The organism is Chromobacterium vaccinii, assembly GCF_001855275.1.
GTDB classification, from domain to species: Bacteria; Pseudomonadota; Gammaproteobacteria; order Burkholderiales; family Chromobacteriaceae; genus Chromobacterium; species Chromobacterium vaccinii.
The window spans coordinates 3,879,809-3,894,796 of record NZ_CP017707.1 but is presented as its reverse complement, the minus strand read 5'-3'; the positions used below and the strand labels follow the sequence as shown (position 1 = coordinate 3,894,796).

Below are 14,988 nucleotides of genomic sequence, written 5' to 3'. Positions count from 1 at the left end.
GAGAGACACAGACATGGCCGCACTCAATATTCTCCGCCGCAGCGAAACCGCCCCTGAGCCTGGCGCCCAGGCCGAGGTGAGGCAATTCCTGACCTTCCAGCTCGCCGGCGAAACCTTCGCCATCGGCATTCTGCGGATACGGGAAATCCTGGAATACATCAAACCCACTTCGGTGCCGTTGATGCCGCCCTTCATCCGCGGGGTGATGAACCTGCGCGGCGCCGTGGTGCCGGTGATCGACCTGTCGCTGCGCTTCGGCCGCGACGAAACCGCGATCAACCGCCGCACCTGCATCGTCATCATCGAAATGGAATACGACGAACAGTGGCAGCTGATCGGCGTGCTGGTGGACACCGTGCACGAAGTGCTGGCCATTCCCGACAGCGAGATCGAGCCGCCGCCGCAGTTCGGCAGCAAGATACGCGTCGACTTCATCTCCGGCATGGCCAGGATAGACAACCGCTTCGTGGTGATGCTGGACGTGGACAAGGTGCTGTCGGTGGGCGAGATGTCGCTGCTGTCCGAACTGAGCCGGCAGGAAGAGGCGCAGGAAGAATGACCCCGCACCGCAGCCCGAAACCAGACCGCCTGGAACCAAGATGAAAACATTCACCGTCCGCCGGCAATTCATCCTGCTGGCCGCCTGCGTGCTGCTGGGCCTGGGAGGGCTGACCCTCACCTCCTGGCAGGGCCTGCGCACCGTGATGATCAATGGAGCCATGTACCACCAGGTGGTGATAGGCAAGGATTTCATCAACGATCTGGATCCTCCCACCCAGCAGCTGATCTCCAGCTTCCTGCTGGCCAACCAGCTGCGCAACACCAACGATCCCTCGATACGCCAGCAATTGACCAACCAGCTGCAGAAACAGCGCGCCATCTTCTACGACGGCCAGAAAAAATGGGGCAACAGCGAACTGCCGCAAGAACTGCGCGACCTGCTGACGCAGCAGGTGCGGCAATCGGCCGACGCCTTCTTCCAGGAAATCGACAGCCGCTACCTGCCGGCGCTGGAATCCCATGACCAGCTGGCGATCAACCAGTCGTTCGACCGCCTGTCGGCGCAATACGACCGCAACGACCAGGCGATGCAGCCGCTGATCGCCAAGACCATGGACCGGCAGGCGCGGATGGAGGGCGAAGCGCAGCGCATCACCGCGCAAACCTTCGCCGCCGTGGCGGCGGTCAGCGTGCTGGTGCTGGTGCTGCTGGTCGGATCGCTGGTCATGATCTACCGCCAGCTGATCCGCGGACTGGGCGGCGAGCCGCACGAGGTGGCGCGAATCGCCGGCGAGGTGGCGATCGGCCGGCTGGACGTCGAAATGCCGCCCGCGCCGGCCGGCAGCCTGTCCGACTCGGTGCAGCAGATGTGCCGGCAACTGCTCGCCATCATCGCCGAAGTCAAGAACAGCTCGGACGGCATCGCCTGCGCCGCGCAGCAAGTCAGCTCGACGGCGATGGCGCTGTCCCAGGGCGCCAGCACCTCGGCCGCCGGCCTGCAGCAGAGCTCGGCCTCGATCGAGCAGGTGTCGGCGTCGATCAATCAGACCAGCGACAACTCCCGCACCACAGAAGCCATCGCGGAAAAAGCCTCCGCCGAGGCCACCGAAGGCGGCGAGGCGGTGCTGCAGACGGTGGCGGCGATGCGGCAGATCGCCGAAAAGATCGGCATCATCGACGACATCGCCTACCAGACCAATCTCTTGGCGCTGAACGCCGCCATCGAGGCCGCGCGCGCCGGCAAGCACGGCGCGGGTTTCGCCGTGGTGGCCGCCGAAGTGCGCAAGCTGGCCGAGCGCAGCCAGGTGGCCGCCCAGGAAATCGGCGAGCTGGCCGAGCGCAGCGTCACCGTTTCCGAACAAGCCGGCAAGCTGCTGAAGGAAATCGTGCGCTCCAGCGGCCGCACCGCGGACTTGGTGCAGGAGATCGCCGCCGCCACCCGGGAACAGGCCGGCGGCATCGGCCAGATCAGCCACGCGGTCCAGCATCTGAACCACGCGACCCAACAAAACGCGGCCGCCAGCGAACAACTGGCCTCCACCGCGGAGGAAATGAGCCACCAGGCCGAGCGGCTGCAGCAGGCGATGGCCTTCTTCAAACTGGGCCCCGCGGCGGCGCGAGACCTGCCGCGCCGCGCGCTCCCGGCCGCGGCGCCGATGACGGGCGCGCGCCCCCTCGCCGGGGAGGCCAACGAACTGGAAGACATGTTCCGCTTCTGACAACGCGCTGTACTAGATTGAAACCATGACGACACCAACGGCTGCAAAGCCGCGCACCTGGAAGGCCAGCACCATGCCGCACACTCCGCCGGCGCGTCCGGCGGCTCCCGCCGATCCTCGCTCGCCCCCCTCTCCGACCGCAGAGCCGGCGGGCGAGGCGGTATTCCTGCATCCGGGCGACTGGCATTTCGGCGACAGCCAGACCCGCATCCGCACCCTGCTGGGCTCCTGCGTGTCGATCACGCTGTGGCACCCGCAAGCCAGGGTCGGCGGCATGTGCCACTACCTGCTCGCCCAGCGCACGCCCCACCGCGGCGAATCGCTGTCCGGCCGCTACGGCGACGAAGCGATGCTGCTGCTGCTGCGCGAGATCCTGGCCACCGGCCTGCCGCTGCTGGAATTCCAGGCCAGGCTGATAGGCGGCGCTTCGATGCTGCTGAGCCGGGAACGCAAGCTCAGCCACGACGTGCCCTCCCGCAATATTCAGCAGGCGCGTTCGATGGTGAAGCAGCTCGGCCTGAAGCTGCTGGCCGAGGACCTGGGCGGCAACTGCCCGCGCCTGGTGCTGTTCGACGTCTCCAGCGGCAACGTCTGGATCAAGCAATCGCAAGAAGCCGAGCTGGAGCAGGCTCCCAACACGAGGACGCGCAAATGAGCATCAAGGTTTTGATCGTCGACGATTCCGCCGTGGTCCGCCAGGTGTTGAGCCAGGTTTTCACCGCCGCCAACGGCATCGAGGTGATGGACGTCGCCAACGACCCCTATATGGCGATGGACAAGATGAAGGCGCACTGGCCGGACGTGATCGTGCTGGACGTGGAGATGCCGCGAATGGACGGCATCACCTTCCTGAAGCAGCTGATGGCCAGCCGGCCGACGCCGGTAGTGATCTGTTCGTCGCTGACGCAGAAAGGCACCGACATCAGCATGCAGGCGATGGCCGCGGGCGCGGTGGAGGTCATCGCCAAGCCGGTCTCCGGCGTCAAGGGCTTTCTCGAGGAGAGCTCGCACGAGCTGGTGATGGCGGTGCGCTGCGCCGCCGCCGCGCGGATGAACCGGGTGCGGGTGATGCCGTCGGCCAACGGCGGCAACCCGCTGGAAACCCGTCCCAAGCTGTCGGCCGACGCCATCCTGTCCGCCCCCACCGGCAGCAATGTGTTCGCCACCACCGAGCGCATCATCGCCATCGGCACCTCCACCGGCGGCACCCAGGCGCTGGAGGCGGTGCTGACCCAGTTGCCGCGGACCTGCCCCGGCCTGGCCATCGTCCAGCACATGCCGGAAAAATTCACCCGCTCCTTCGCCGACCGGCTGAACAGCTTGTCCCAGATCGAGGTGAAGGAAGCCGACAACGGCGACCGCATCCTGCCCGGCCGCGCGCTGATCGCCCCCGGCGGCAAGCACATGATGGTCAAGCGCAGCGGCGCCTATTACCAGGTGGAAGTGGTGGACGGCCCGCTGGTGAGCCGCCACAAGCCATCGGTCGACGTGCTGTTCCGCTCCGCCGCCAAGTTCGCCGGCAAGAACGCGCTGGGCATCATCATGACCGGCATGGGGGACGACGGCGCCAAGGGGCTGAAGGAAATGCACGATTGTGGCGCCAAGACCATCGCCCAGGACGAAGAAAGCTGCGTGGTGTTCGGCATGCCCAAGGAAGCGATCAAACTGGGGGCCGCCGACGAGGTGATGTCGCTGGAACTGATCGCCAAAGCCATCTGCCGCTGAACAGGACGAATTCCGACGCATGGACATCCACGACATCCTGATCATCGACGACAGCCGGGTGCAACGCCAGCACGCGACGGACCTCTGCCGCCAACTCGGCATCGCCAGCGTGCGGGAGGCGCCGGACGGCGAGCGCGGCCTGACCCTGATGCGGGTGCAGATGCCCGACCTGCTGCTGCTGGACCTGGAAATGCCCAAACAGGACGGCGTGCAAGTGATGCAGGAGATGGCCCGCTCCGGCCTGATCGCGCCCGTCATCATCACCTCGGGCAAGGATTACCTGCTGATCTCCACCGTGGAGCTGATGGGCCGCGAGCTGGGCCTGCCGGTGCTGGGCTGCCTGCAAAAGCCGCTGCAGCTGCCCGCCCTGCTCGACCTGATGCACCGCGTCTGGACGCCTAAGGCAGAGCGGTCCGACGATTCTCAGCTAGCCGCGGACGAAGTCCGCGTCGCGCTGGAGAAAGGCCAGATCATCCCCTACTACCAGCCCAAGGTGAATCTGGCCGACGGCAGGGTCAAGGGCGCCGAGATGCTGGCGCGCTGGCAGCATCCCGACCAGGGACTGATCCCGCCCAGCCGCTTCATCCCGGTGATAGAGGAAAGCGGCTGGGCCACCGAGCTGACCATGCTGATGCTGCGCCAAGGCCTGACGCAATGGCAGGAATGGGCGCGCCATGGCTTGCGGCTGCCGCTGTCGGTCAACCTGTCCGCGCTGTCGCTGCGCGGCGACGACCTGGTGGACGAGATCGAGTGCTATGTGCGCGGCAGCCACGTGCCGCCGCGCTTCATCATATTCGAGGTGACGGAAACCGCCATCGTCGACAACCTGGCGCAGGCGATAGGCTGCGCGGTCCGATTGCGGCTGGCGGGACTGGGCCTGTCGATCGACGATTTCGGCACCGGTTTCGCCACCCTGCAGCAGTTGACCCGCTTCCCCTTCACCGAGCTGAAAATCGACCAGTCCCTGGTCACCGGCATCTCAGACAAGCCCCACCTTCAAGCCGTCTTCAACAGCATCATCGAAATGGCCCGCCGGCTGCAGCTGTCCACGGTCGCCGAAGGCATAGAAACCGCGGAAGACTACCGGCTGATGTCGGAACGCGGCTGCCAGCTGGGCCAGGGCTATTACTTCGCCCGGCCGCTGCCCGCCGCCGCCTTCCTGGAATGGACCCGGCAGCCGCCGGTGCTGCCCACCGCCGGCGCCGCGAGCTGAGCGCTCAGCACGACCACAGCGGCGGCTCGTCCATCAGCGCGATCTGCTCGCGCAAGGCCAGGATCTGCTCCTCCCAGTAACGCTGCGCGCCGAACCAGGGAAAGGCCGCCGGGAAGGCCGGATCATGCCAGCGGCGCGCCAGCCAGGCGCTGTAATGCATCAGCCGCAGGGTGCGCAGCGCCTCCAGCAAATTGAGTTCGCGCTGGTCGAAGTCGCAGAAGTCCTCATAGCCGGCCAACACCTCGCCCAGCTGGCGCGACTGGTCTGCCCGATCGCCGGACAGCAGCATCCACAGATCCTGCACCGCCGGGCCGGTGCGGCTGTCGTCGAAGTCGACGAAATGCGGCCCCGCGTCGGTCCACAGCAGATTGCCGACATGGCAGTCGCCGTGCAGCCTGAGCTGCGCCACCGCGCCGGCCCGCTCGAAGCAGCGCGCCACGCCCTGCAGCGCCTGCTCCGCCACGCCGCGGTAAACCTCCTCCAGCTCCGGCGGCAACAAGCGGCCATTCAGCAGGAAATCCACCGAATCGCGGCCGAAGCTCCGGATGTCCAGCGTCGGACGGTGGCGGTAGGCCTCGGTCCGACCCACCGCGTGGATGCGGCCCAGAAAGCGGCCGACCCATTGCAGCGTCTCGTCCCGGTCCAGCTCCGGCACCCGGCCGCCGCGCCGGGCGAACAGGGCGAAACGGAAGCCGCCATGGCTGTGCAAGGTGCGGCCGTCGAAAACCAGCGGCGGCACCGCCGGAATCTCGCGCTCGGCCAGCTGCAGGGAGAACGCGTGCTCCTCCAGAATGGCCTCGTCGCTCCAGCGCTCCGGACGGTAGAACTTGGCCACCAGCGGCGCTTCGTCGTCCAGCCCCACCTGGTAAACGCGGTTTTCATAGCTGTTGAGCGCCAGCAGGCTGCCGCTGGCGCGCAGACCCAGGCTTTCCACGGCGTCGAGAATGGCATCCGGCGTCAGGCCGGCGAATGGGGGAGTGTGTGCGTTGTCCATCCGCGGATTATAGCGGCAGTCGCCCCCGCGACGCGGGGTTTCAACGACGCGGCGGGTCCGGATCTGCTAATTTCAAAGAGAGAATGCCAGGCCCGGAGCCACCCCATGAAACTGTTTTTTCCTTCCCGCGGTTTCCATCCGGACAGCGCCATGCTGCGGCATGGCGTCGAACGCTGGGCCGACATCACCCTTCAGGGCTGGCTATTGTTGTTCCACCGCGCCGCCAGGCGGCGGGCATGGACACTCGCCCGCCGCCACGCTCCGTGGCAACTGCTCGAATGGCTGGCCTGCTGGCTCAGCGGCACGCTGGTGCTGCTGTCGCTGGCCTATCTGCTCTACCTGGCTTCGCAGCGTTTTTAGGAACGCAATCAACGCCGCCTTCCGGCCATTCCCCGCTCATCATCCGGCCTCAGGAGGTTCGACCATACTTGCTTAATGGTCTCTGCATCTCATTATCGTTTTCATTATCATTTACTTTATAAATCAAAATTTAATGACCGATAGAGAAAACAATTATAAAATACCGAGATAATCAGCCGATGCGAATCACCATGAGCCAAACCCGCACTTTTGCCCGCGACGAAGCCGACAACGCCGAGCGCCGACAGGCCGCTCGCCGCAGCACGCTGGTCAGCGTCGCCGTCAACATCGTGCTGTCCACGCTGCAGATCGTGGCCGGCGCGTGGTCGCATTCCTCGGCGCTGATCGCAGACGGCGTGCACTCATTGTCCGACCTGTTCGCCGACTTCGTGGTCCTGCTGGCCGGCCGGCACAGCGGCAAGGAGCCGGACGATGACCACCATTACGGCCATCAGCGCTACGAAAACGCCGCGTCGCTGGTTCTCGGGCTGCTGCTGCTGGCCGTCGGCGGCGGCATGCTGTACTCGGCGGCAGCCAAGTTCCTGCATCCTGAAGACATTCCTTCGGTGCACTCGCTGGCATTGTGGATCGCCGCGCTGGCGCTGCTGGCCAAAGAAACGCTGTTCCGCTACATGCTGGCGGTGGCGCAGCGCGTGCGCTCCAGCATGCTGGTGGCCAACGCCTGGCACGCGCGCTCCGACGCGGCCTCTTCGCTGGTGGTCGCCGCCGGCGTGGCCGGCAATCTGATGGGCTACCCGATACTGGACCCGGTGGCGGCCCTGGTGGTCGGCCTGCTGGTGGGCAAAATGGGTTGGAACTTCGCCTGGGACGCGCTGCACGACCTGATGGACCGCGCGGCCAGCGAGGAAGACATCGCGGCCATACGCGACACCTTGCTGGACACGCCCGGCATTGTCGGCATCCACGACCTGCGCACCCGCAAGATGGGCGACCTGATCCTGGTGGACGTGCACCTGGAGGTGGATGGCCGCATCAATGTCTACCAGGCCCATGAAATCACCGAGCGCGCCCGCGGCCGCGTGCTGAATGAGCTGCCGGTTCTGGATGTGATGACCCACATCGATCCGGCCGGGCTGGAAGAACCGCGCGGCTTGGGCCGCATGGCCTGATCCAGGGCCTCAGGCGACACCCAGGCCGCAAACTATTCCATTTTCATTTCCATCCATATAATCCGTCAGGCAACTTTACCCTGGATGGACGGTCTATCCCCACCATGACCACACCTGTTTTCCATGCCTGGCGCCGCGGCGTGCCGACGCTGCTGATGCTGAGCCTGCTCTGGCAATTCGAGACCTACGCCGTCAACCACGCGCCACCCCAGTCGGCAGAGCCGATGATTGCCACCACCTGGAACGAATCCTGGCCGGCTGACACGCCCTTCCTGCTGGTGCAGGAAGTGCGCGATCAATTCCGCCACGCCGATGCCAAACGCGACGCCGGCACGCCGGTGCGCGACATCGCTACGCTGCCCTTGCGCCCCGGCGACAACGCCTGAACCGCAATCCTGAAAACAAAAACGCCGGCAGCGCTCCCGCAGCCGGCGTTTTTCGCGCCTCGCGTCAAAGCGGCGCCGATTGACGGCGCTGCGGATGGCAGATCGGACAATTGGGATCGTTGCAATGGATGGCGGCCTCGTGCACCAAAACCCGCAGCCTGTACAGCCGCGCCGCCTCCGCCGCGGAGCTGCCCCCTTGAAAAGGCGGGCCCAGAACCACGCCGCCACCGCCATGAGGCATCGGCTGCTCCGTCGGCACCGGCACAGCTCCTGCCTGGCAAGCCGCGGCCAGCAGCATCCCGCCTGCGCCACAGGCGTAAATCCACCTTCTGTTCTTCGTCATCGACTTCCTCCCTAGGGAGAACCGTTTTCTTTTCCCAGCATACCGCCATTTCGCCGGAACCGCCGCCAAAACAAAACCCCGCCGCAGCGGGGTTTCGTTAACAGCCATTAACGGATGATTTCGACTTTGTAGCGCGGCGGCAGCAGCAAGGCCGGCACCTCGCGCTTTTCCTTGCGGTTGCGGCGGCCCGGGCGGGCTTGCTTCAGCCCTTCGCCCTTGCCAGCCGACAACACCGGCGTCGGCGACAGATCGCGCGACGATTCACGCATCGATTCACGCATAGATTCACGCATCGGTTCGCGCATCGGTTCACGCATCGGCGTCAGCATCGGTTTCGGCCGCTGCTGACTGGACAATCCGAAACCATCGACGCTCTGCGGCGTCAAGGTCTGCTTGGTCAGTTTCTCGATCGCCTCATGCTGGCGCGTCTCCTCCGGCCCCATCAGCGAAATCGCCACGCCCTTGGCGCCGGCGCGGCCGGTGCGGCCGATGCGGTGCACGTAGTCCTCCGGCGAATTGGGCATCTCGAAGTTCACCACATAAGGCAGCTCGGAAATGTCCAGGCCGCGCGCGGCGACGTCGGTGGCCACCAGCACGCGCAGCTTGCCTTCCTTGAAGGCGGCCAGCGTCTCCAGGCGCGTGCCTTGGGTCTTGTCGCCATGGATGGCTTCGGCATCCAGGCCGTCGCGCTTCAGATCGCGCGCCAGCTGGTCGGCGCTGATCTTGGTCTTGCAGAACACGATCACCTGGCTCATCTCGCGCGAACGGATCAAGTGGGCCAGCACCTGGCGCTTCTTGAAATTGTCCACCTTGAACACCAGTTGCTCGACCTGCTCGTTGGTGGCGTTCTGGCGCGCGACTTCCACAGTCTGCGGCGTATGCATGAAATCGGCGGCCAGGCGCTTGATTTCCGGCGCGAAGGTCGCGGAGAACAGCAGCGTCTGGCGTTCCTTCGGCAACATGCCCATGATCTTGCGGATATCCTGGATGAAACCCATGTCCAGCATGCGGTCGGCTTCGTCCAGCACCAGCACTTCCACCTTGTTCAGCTGCACGGTCTTCTGCTGGATGTGGTCCAGCAGGCGGCCCGGCGTCGCGATCAGGACTTCCACGCCGCGGCGCAGTTCCTGAGTCTGCGGGTCCATATTGACGCCGCCATAGACGGTGGTGGCGCGCAACGGCAGATATTTGGTATAGCTCTGCACATTGACGCCGATCTGGTCGGCCAGCTCGCGGGTCGGCGACAGCACCAGCGCGCGGATTGGATGCATCGCCGGCGACACGCTGGTATTGGCGAACTTCTTCAGCCTCTCCAGGATCGGCAACATGAAGGCTGCGGTCTTGCCGGTGCCGGTCTGGGCAGCGGCCAGCAGATCGCGGCCGGACAGCACCAGGGGAATCGCCTTCTCCTGGATCGGCGTCGGCTGGCTATAGCCCTGCTCGTCGATGGCGCGCAGGATTTCCGGCGACAAGCCGAGTTCGGAAAACAACATTCAACACACTCCTGCAATACGTAAGGGCACGTTGCGCCTTTCGCGCCAACGCGCCCCGATGTTCATCAATAACAGCTGCCAGACTCATAAGGCAACGCTCGGCTTCGGGCGCTTGCCATGCTGGCCGCTCTAAACCGGCGGCAGACAGAAACGCGCCGCCCTCAGGCGGCGACTCCAGATCAACCCATATGGCTGACCACGCTGATCAGCAGCGTCACGGCCAGCCACAGCAAGGCGGAACGCCACACCAAGCCAACCGCGCTTTTCAAGAAGCTGGGATCGGCTTCATCACCCAGGCCCAGTTCCGGCCGGTATTTCACCGAATAGTCCTGGCGCAGCGGGTCCCCCAGCTTGACGCCCAGCGCGCCGGCGGCGGACGCCAGCAGAATGCCGTTGGCGTAGTTGCCCCAGGTCCGCGCCTGAGAACGCCAGCAGTAGATCGCATCCTCGAAATCGCCCATGATCGCGAACGAAACCGCGGTCAGGCGCACCGGAATCCAATCCAGCCAGGCCGCGAAGCGGGCGGCGAACAGGCCGAACGGATCTTCGTCGGCATTCCGGCTGCCCCACTTCTGATTCAGCATAGAACACAAGCGGTACAACAAGGCGCCGGACGGTCCCGGCAGCACCACGAACCAGAACATCGTGCCGAACACGTGGCGATAGCTGTCGACTACCCCCTGTTCTATCGCCAGGCGGGAAATCTCCTCCACCGACAACTCAGCGGTCGGCAGGCCGGTCCAATTGGCCAGCGCCACCCGGGCGTCGTATTCCCGCCCCTCGGCCAACGCTTGGGAAATCTCGGAAAAGGCGCTGGAGAAATGGCGAAAGCCCATAGTCAGGTACAACACCAGCACATTGAAGGCCAGTGCCAGAACGGGGCTCATCGCCTTCAGCGAATAGAACAGCAGCAGGCTCAACAGCAGAGCCGGCACGATGGCGGCAAGCCACGCCAGCACGCCATGGCGCTCGGCGCCGGCATTCAGGTTGCGCTCGAGATGATTGGCGTAGCGGGTGAACAGCAGCCACACCCGGTTGCGATTGCCTAGCGGACGCAATTGCTCCAAAGCCAGGGCAAGAATCAGTGAAATCAGGGTCATGGATTCTGGTTAGCGGTTTTCACGGGACCGCTGGGGAAGATACCATAAAGGCAGGGGCGCGCCCACCCGAGATATCGCGGCCGCGCCAGAAACAACAAGGGGCGCCTCTCGCGCCCCGTGCAAATCATTCCGGCAAAAACAGCTCAGGCGGACCCCAGCAAACGGCGTCCGGTCACCAGTTCCGGCGTCTGGCCGTCTCGGCCATAGCCCAGCGTCGCGGCGGCGGCGCTGCGCAAAACATCCAGCGACCCTTCCACCAGCGCCAGACGCTCGCTGACGAAAACGGCATTCAGCTGATTGATGCTCTGCGCGCGGTTCACCGCGTCCTCCAGCCGGGTCCACTCGACGCACGCCTCAGGCTTGTCCGCCAGCCAGATGTACAGCGTATCCTTGTCCTGCACGCCCAGCGACTCCATCAGCCGCCCTCGCTGCGACGACTGCGCGGCAAGCAGATCGAGCACCTCGCTCTTGCGATCCGCCAACCCTTCCAGCGGCAGGCTCTCGCCCTGGATCAGCAGCGCTTGCTCCTGCTCCAGCAAGTCGACCAGCCGGTCGACGATTTCGGTCTCGTCCCGGCAAAAATTGACGAACTGCTCGACGGCTGACATATCGCTTCTTCCGTTATCCGTCCCGGCCTAGGCCTCAACCATTCAACAACTCGCGGGCAGAGGAAATCAAGCCATCCGCGATCTTGTCTGCATTGATGTTGAAACTGCCGTTGGCGATCGCAGACTTGATCTGATCCACCTTGGCCGCGTCAAACGACGGCTGCTGGGTGCTGGGATCGTTTCCGATGGCGCTCAGCTTGCTCGCCAGCGAATCGATCTTCACGCTGTCGTCGCCAGCGCTCGCGCTGCTGCTGGAACTGGAGGAAGCACGGGGCGACGGCTTGCTCTGGGTGCTGTAAGTGCCCGACAGCTTGCCCGAATTGTCGATCTTCATGGCCTGACCTTCCCGTAGCTAAACTCAACTGATCCTATTATCGACCGAAAAAACAATCTCTTGAACTATTTTCTGCGAGATTCCCCAGTCTAGAAAACCACGGCCACGCTGCCGTCCGCCTGGACCGCGCCCCGAACCACCCGTCCGGTGCTCAGCCGCACGCTGATCTGCTCGCCCTGGGCCGCGTTGGCCAGCGCCGTGCCTTCGGCTTCGGCGCTGAAGCCATCGCCCTGCGCCAGGACCTTCACCCTTTGGTTGCTGCGCACAAGATACGGCGCGCGCACCATGAAGTTGCGCAGCCAGACGCCGGCCGGCGCGCCGGTCCGCAGCACCTGCCCCACCGCCTGGCTGGCGTCGGTCAGCACATTGCTGGCCAAGGCGGGATTGCTGATGTCCACCACCCGCACATCGTCGCCGCCGATGGTCTCGCCAGCCGCCATCGCGCGGTTCAGCACCACGCCCAGCCGCTTTTCATTGATCCTCACCGGAATGCGGAAGGACCAGCCCAGCTCCTGGCAGGACACCGCCACGAAAGTGGATCCGGTGGTCACGCCCGGCGTCGCCCAATCCGCTTTCGGCGCCTTGCAAGCCGGCACCGCCAACCGGCGGTCCAGCTGCCCCAGCGTCCATGTGGCGGCGCGCATTTCCAGCTCGCGCTTCAGAAACAGATTCGCCAGACGCTCCAGCTGCGCCAGATCCTGCGTTCCGCCGCCCCAGGCGAGGCCAGCGGCAAGCAGCCAGCACAGGCCGATGATTAGTCTTCGCATGTCGGCATTTTAACCGATGCTCCCTCCCGGCGCGACGGCGATTGACAAACGGTCGTCATATTCGAATAATCGTTTGATTAGAGCTTAGACTCTTGACACTAAATAACAGCAGACAACACCCCGAACGAAAAGAGGAACATGATGCGCAACCGCTTGACCACACTCGCCCTGGCCACCGCGATGGCTCTGCCCGCAGCCGCCCATGCTTACAGCAATTTCTATTTTTTCGGCGACAGCCTAACTGACACAGGTGCCTTTGGCGGACTAGGGGGCCTGCCCGTAAACGCGCGCTGGACCTTGGGGGTCAACACAGGCACCAACTGGTCTCAAGTTTTTGCAGGTCATTATGGTTTGACGGTCAGCGCCAACAATCCCGCCAATGCTGCTCACACAAGCAGCAGCGGGAACAACTATGCGCAAGGCGGAGCCCAAGCCCAAGCAGCCAGCCCGGCCACCCGCGAACCCAGCGATATCACGGACACCCCAACTGCAGACGCCATCAACGTCGCTGACTTGCAAGGTCAAGTACAAACCTACTTGGCGCAAACTGGCGGCAAAGCCGACCCAAATGCAATCTACTCGGTATGGATTGGCGGAAATGATGTAATCGCCGCAGCGACAAAAGCAGGCTCCGCCTATCAGACTGCTTACATCAACGCCCTGACAGGAGGCGCCAGCCAAACTGCAGCGGCAGCTGCGGGCAATGCCGCTGCGACGACCGCTGGGACAACATATCTCACGACCTCGGCCACCGCTACGATCCAATCAATCGGGGCCTTACGCGTCGCAGGTGCAAACCTAGTTCTGGCCCCCAATTTGCCAGATATCTCCGCTGCGCCGCTGGCAGTTCTCGCTACTCTCCAGGCCGCAGGCCTCAGCGGAAGCAATCTTCAGAATGCTTGGCAATCTGCATGGAGCGTCCTCAGCGCAGGACAAACCACAAACTCCAGCACACTTATTACTCAGGCCTTGAATGCCGCAGCATCCACATTGGGCCAGCCTGCTGGAACCTTTAACCAAACCAACTTGCTGACCCAAAACTTGCTGCAGCAATTGTCGGGTGGTTACAACCAATTGGTAGATAACGGCTTAGTTTCCGCAGGCTTGCAACACAATATCATTCGAGCCGACATCAATACGCTGTTTAAGGAAATCCTGGCCAACCCCCAAGCGTATGGCATTACCAATACATCTGGCTCGGCCTGCCCTCAATCCGCAATTTATTGCTATCAAAATACAAAAACAACACCTGGACTGATCTATCTATTCACCGATGCACTGCATCCGACCCCTACTGCCTATAAAATAGTCGGGGATTACTATTATGGTTTAACTCAGGCCCCCTACTTCGCCGCCGCAATCCCGGAATCGTCGCTGAACAACGCCCGCCAGCTCGGCGGCGCGCTGGACGCCCGCTACCAGGCCATCCGCTCGCAGAAGCGCGCGGTCGGCACGGTCAGCGCCTTCGCGGACGGCGCCTTCAGCGCCGACAAGGCCAGCTACGGCGGCCTGTCGGCCAAGCCCAAGGGTCAGCTGTACACGGTGGGTCTGGACTTCCAGGCGACACCGGCGCTGAGCGTCGGCCTGGCGATGTCACGCCAGCAGGGCAAGACTGATGTCGACAGCGTCGGCACGCCGGGCAGCATCAACGACCGCACCACGCTGATGAGCGGCTTCGCCAGCTACAACCAGGACAAGTTCTGGGTGGACGGCGACCTGCACCTCGGCTCCGGCGATCTCGACACCCACCGCAACGTGACCCTGGGGCCGACAACGGTGGGCATCGACGGCAAGACCCGCGCCACCCAGTTCGGCCTGCGCGCCGCCGGTGGCTATCGGATGCAGTACCGGGGCGTCACCACCGGGCCGGTAGTCGGCCTGGACTACGCCTACGCCAAGGTCGCCGGTTTCGCCGAACAAGGCGGCAACAGCAGCAGCATGAACTTCTCCAGCCAGAACGTCAGCTCGCTGGTGGGCCGCGTCGGCTGGCAGCTGGACGCAGACGTCGGCAGGTTCAGCCCCTACGCCAAGGTCAGCCTCGCCCACGAGTTCAAGCAGGACGACCGCAACGTGACCGCCGGCCTCGCCACCACCGTCGGCGACTGGACCACCAATCTGGGCAAGCCGGATGCCAACTGGGTGGAATGGACCGCCGGCGTCAGCGCCAACTTCAACAAGACCGTCACCGCCTTCGGCCAACTGACCGCCACCAGCGGCAAGAACGGCGGCAACCAGACCGGCGGCAACATCGGCGTCGCCATGTCGTTCTGATCGTTTTGCTCAAAACGAAACAGGCTCCCTCGGGAGCCTGTTTTT

General features: G+C 64.1%; 16 protein-coding genes. 9 read left to right on the top strand and 7 right to left on the bottom strand.

Annotation, left to right across the window (positions count from 1 at the left end; genetic code table 11):
- Positions 1-13 precede the first annotated feature (13 nt).
- From BKX93_RS18120 to BKX93_RS18100, 5 genes are read left to right on the top strand one after another with little or no spacing between them, the layout of a single operon-like run.
- Positions 14-559, top strand: a complete 546-nt coding sequence (locus BKX93_RS18120; protein WP_021475896.1) for a chemotaxis protein CheW — start codon at positions 14-16, stop codon at positions 557-559.
- 40 nt (positions 560-599) lie between these two features.
- Positions 600-2,219 (top strand): methyl-accepting chemotaxis protein, encoded by a 1,620-nt coding sequence (locus tag BKX93_RS25590; RefSeq protein WP_046155394.1) that lies wholly within the window; start codon positions 600-602, stop codon positions 2,217-2,219.
- 25 nt (positions 2,220-2,244) lie between these two features.
- Positions 2,245-2,874 (top strand): chemotaxis protein CheD, encoded by a 630-nt coding sequence (locus tag BKX93_RS18110; protein WP_231153066.1) that lies wholly within the window; start codon positions 2,245-2,247, stop codon positions 2,872-2,874.
- On the top strand, positions 2,871-3,944 hold the full coding sequence (locus tag BKX93_RS18105; RefSeq protein ID WP_046155395.1) for a protein-glutamate methylesterase/protein-glutamine glutaminase: 1,074 nt from the start codon (positions 2,871-2,873) through the stop codon (positions 3,942-3,944). The genes BKX93_RS18110 and BKX93_RS18105 overlap by 4 nt, the downstream gene beginning before the upstream one ends.
- A gap of 19 nt (positions 3,945-3,963) precedes the next feature.
- Entirely contained in the window at positions 3,964-5,157 is a 1,194-nt protein-coding gene (locus BKX93_RS18100) for an EAL domain-containing response regulator (protein WP_070980794.1), read from the top strand.
- A 4-nt stretch (positions 5,158-5,161) separates the two neighbouring features.
- Here the strand turns inward: BKX93_RS18100 and BKX93_RS18095 are convergent, their stop codons facing one another.
- Positions 5,162-6,151, bottom strand: coding sequence for a serine/threonine protein kinase (locus BKX93_RS18095; protein ID WP_070980793.1), 990 nt, complete (start codon positions 6,149-6,151; stop codon positions 5,162-5,164).
- 105 nt (positions 6,152-6,256) lie between these two features.
- Between BKX93_RS18095 and BKX93_RS18090 the strand changes: the two genes are divergently transcribed.
- The 3 genes from BKX93_RS18090 to BKX93_RS18080 all read left to right on the top strand — a co-directional run bounded on the left by BKX93_RS18090 (position 6,257) and on the right by BKX93_RS18080 (position 8,027).
- Complete coding sequence (locus BKX93_RS18090; RefSeq protein WP_070980792.1) at positions 6,257-6,511, top strand: hypothetical protein; 255 nt, start codon at positions 6,257-6,259, stop codon at positions 6,509-6,511.
- 191 nt (positions 6,512-6,702) lie between these two features.
- Positions 6,703-7,641: a cation diffusion facilitator family transporter gene (locus BKX93_RS18085; protein WP_046155399.1), complete on the top strand. Its 939-nt coding sequence runs from the start codon at positions 6,703-6,705 to the stop codon at positions 7,639-7,641.
- Between the two features lie 104 nt (positions 7,642-7,745).
- Entirely contained in the window at positions 7,746-8,027 is a 282-nt protein-coding gene (locus BKX93_RS18080; protein WP_046155400.1) for a hypothetical protein, read from the top strand.
- A gap of 64 nt (positions 8,028-8,091) precedes the next feature.
- Here BKX93_RS18080 and BKX93_RS18075 read toward each other — a convergent pair whose 3' ends face one another.
- The 6 genes from BKX93_RS18075 to flgA form a co-directional block, all read right to left on the bottom strand.
- A complete protein-coding gene (locus tag BKX93_RS18075) occupies positions 8,092-8,370 on the bottom strand; it encodes a hypothetical protein (RefSeq protein ID WP_144410140.1) in 279 nt (92 codons plus the stop codon).
- 107 nt (positions 8,371-8,477) lie between these two features.
- On the bottom strand, positions 8,478-9,863 hold the full coding sequence (locus BKX93_RS18070) for a DEAD/DEAH box helicase (protein ID WP_070980791.1): 1,386 nt from the start codon (positions 9,861-9,863) through the stop codon (positions 8,478-8,480).
- 179 nt (positions 9,864-10,042) lie between these two features.
- Positions 10,043-10,963: a CobD/CbiB family protein gene (locus BKX93_RS18065; RefSeq protein WP_021475490.1), complete on the bottom strand. Its 921-nt coding sequence runs from the start codon at positions 10,961-10,963 to the stop codon at positions 10,043-10,045.
- Positions 10,964-11,106: 143 nt separating this feature from the next.
- A complete protein-coding gene (locus tag BKX93_RS18060; RefSeq protein WP_070980790.1) occupies positions 11,107-11,571 on the bottom strand; it encodes a flagella synthesis protein FlgN in 465 nt (154 codons plus the stop codon).
- Between the two features lie 34 nt (positions 11,572-11,605).
- The gene (gene flgM / locus BKX93_RS18055; protein WP_021475492.1) at positions 11,606-11,905 is read right to left on the bottom strand and encodes a flagellar biosynthesis anti-sigma factor FlgM; all 300 of its coding nucleotides are present in this window, start codon (positions 11,903-11,905) and stop codon (positions 11,606-11,608) included.
- Positions 11,906-11,994: 89 nt separating this feature from the next.
- Positions 11,995-12,672 (bottom strand): flagellar basal body P-ring formation chaperone FlgA, encoded by a 678-nt coding sequence (flgA, locus tag BKX93_RS18050; RefSeq protein WP_046155405.1) that lies wholly within the window; start codon positions 12,670-12,672, stop codon positions 11,995-11,997.
- 138 nt (positions 12,673-12,810) lie between these two features.
- Between flgA and BKX93_RS24180 the strand changes: the two genes are divergently transcribed.
- Positions 12,811-14,943: an autotransporter outer membrane beta-barrel domain-containing protein gene (locus tag BKX93_RS24180; RefSeq protein ID WP_083340598.1), complete on the top strand. Its 2,133-nt coding sequence runs from the start codon at positions 12,811-12,813 to the stop codon at positions 14,941-14,943.
- Positions 14,944-14,988: the final 45 nt, after the last annotated feature.

Coding starts and splice junctions, on each gene's coding strand:
- BKX93_RS18105 (WP_046155395.1), top strand. CDS start 2,871: ATGAGCATCAAGGTTTTGATCGTCGACGATTCCGCCGTGGTCCGCCAG.
- BKX93_RS18070 (WP_070980791.1), bottom strand. CDS start 9,863: ATGTTGTTTTCCGAACTCGGCTTGTCGCCGGAAATCCTGCGCGCCATC.
- BKX93_RS18100 (WP_070980794.1), top strand. CDS start 3,964: ATGGACATCCACGACATCCTGATCATCGACGACAGCCGGGTGCAACGC.
- BKX93_RS18080 (WP_046155400.1), top strand. CDS start 7,746: ATGACCACACCTGTTTTCCATGCCTGGCGCCGCGGCGTGCCGACGCTG.
- BKX93_RS24180 (WP_083340598.1), top strand. CDS start 12,811: ATGATGCGCAACCGCTTGACCACACTCGCCCTGGCCACCGCGATGGCT.
- flgM (WP_021475492.1), bottom strand. CDS start 11,905: ATGAAGATCGACAATTCGGGCAAGCTGTCGGGCACTTACAGCACCCAG.
- BKX93_RS18090 (WP_070980792.1), top strand. CDS start 6,257: ATGAAACTGTTTTTTCCTTCCCGCGGTTTCCATCCGGACAGCGCCATG.
- BKX93_RS18065 (WP_021475490.1), bottom strand. CDS start 10,963: ATGACCCTGATTTCACTGATTCTTGCCCTGGCTTTGGAGCAATTGCGT.
- BKX93_RS25590 (WP_046155394.1), top strand. CDS start 600: ATGAAAACATTCACCGTCCGCCGGCAATTCATCCTGCTGGCCGCCTGC.
- BKX93_RS18095 (WP_070980793.1), bottom strand. CDS start 6,151: ATGGACAACGCACACACTCCCCCATTCGCCGGCCTGACGCCGGATGCC.
- BKX93_RS18075 (WP_144410140.1), bottom strand. CDS start 8,370: ATGACGAAGAACAGAAGGTGGATTTACGCCTGTGGCGCAGGCGGGATG.
- flgA (WP_046155405.1), bottom strand. CDS start 12,672: ATGCGAAGACTAATCATCGGCCTGTGCTGGCTGCTTGCCGCTGGCCTC.
- BKX93_RS18060 (WP_070980790.1), bottom strand. CDS start 11,571: ATGTCAGCCGTCGAGCAGTTCGTCAATTTTTGCCGGGACGAGACCGAA.
- BKX93_RS18085 (WP_046155399.1), top strand. CDS start 6,703: ATGAGCCAAACCCGCACTTTTGCCCGCGACGAAGCCGACAACGCCGAG.
- BKX93_RS18120 (WP_021475896.1), top strand. CDS start 14: ATGGCCGCACTCAATATTCTCCGCCGCAGCGAAACCGCCCCTGAGCCT.
- BKX93_RS18110 (WP_231153066.1), top strand. CDS start 2,245: ATGACGACACCAACGGCTGCAAAGCCGCGCACCTGGAAGGCCAGCACC.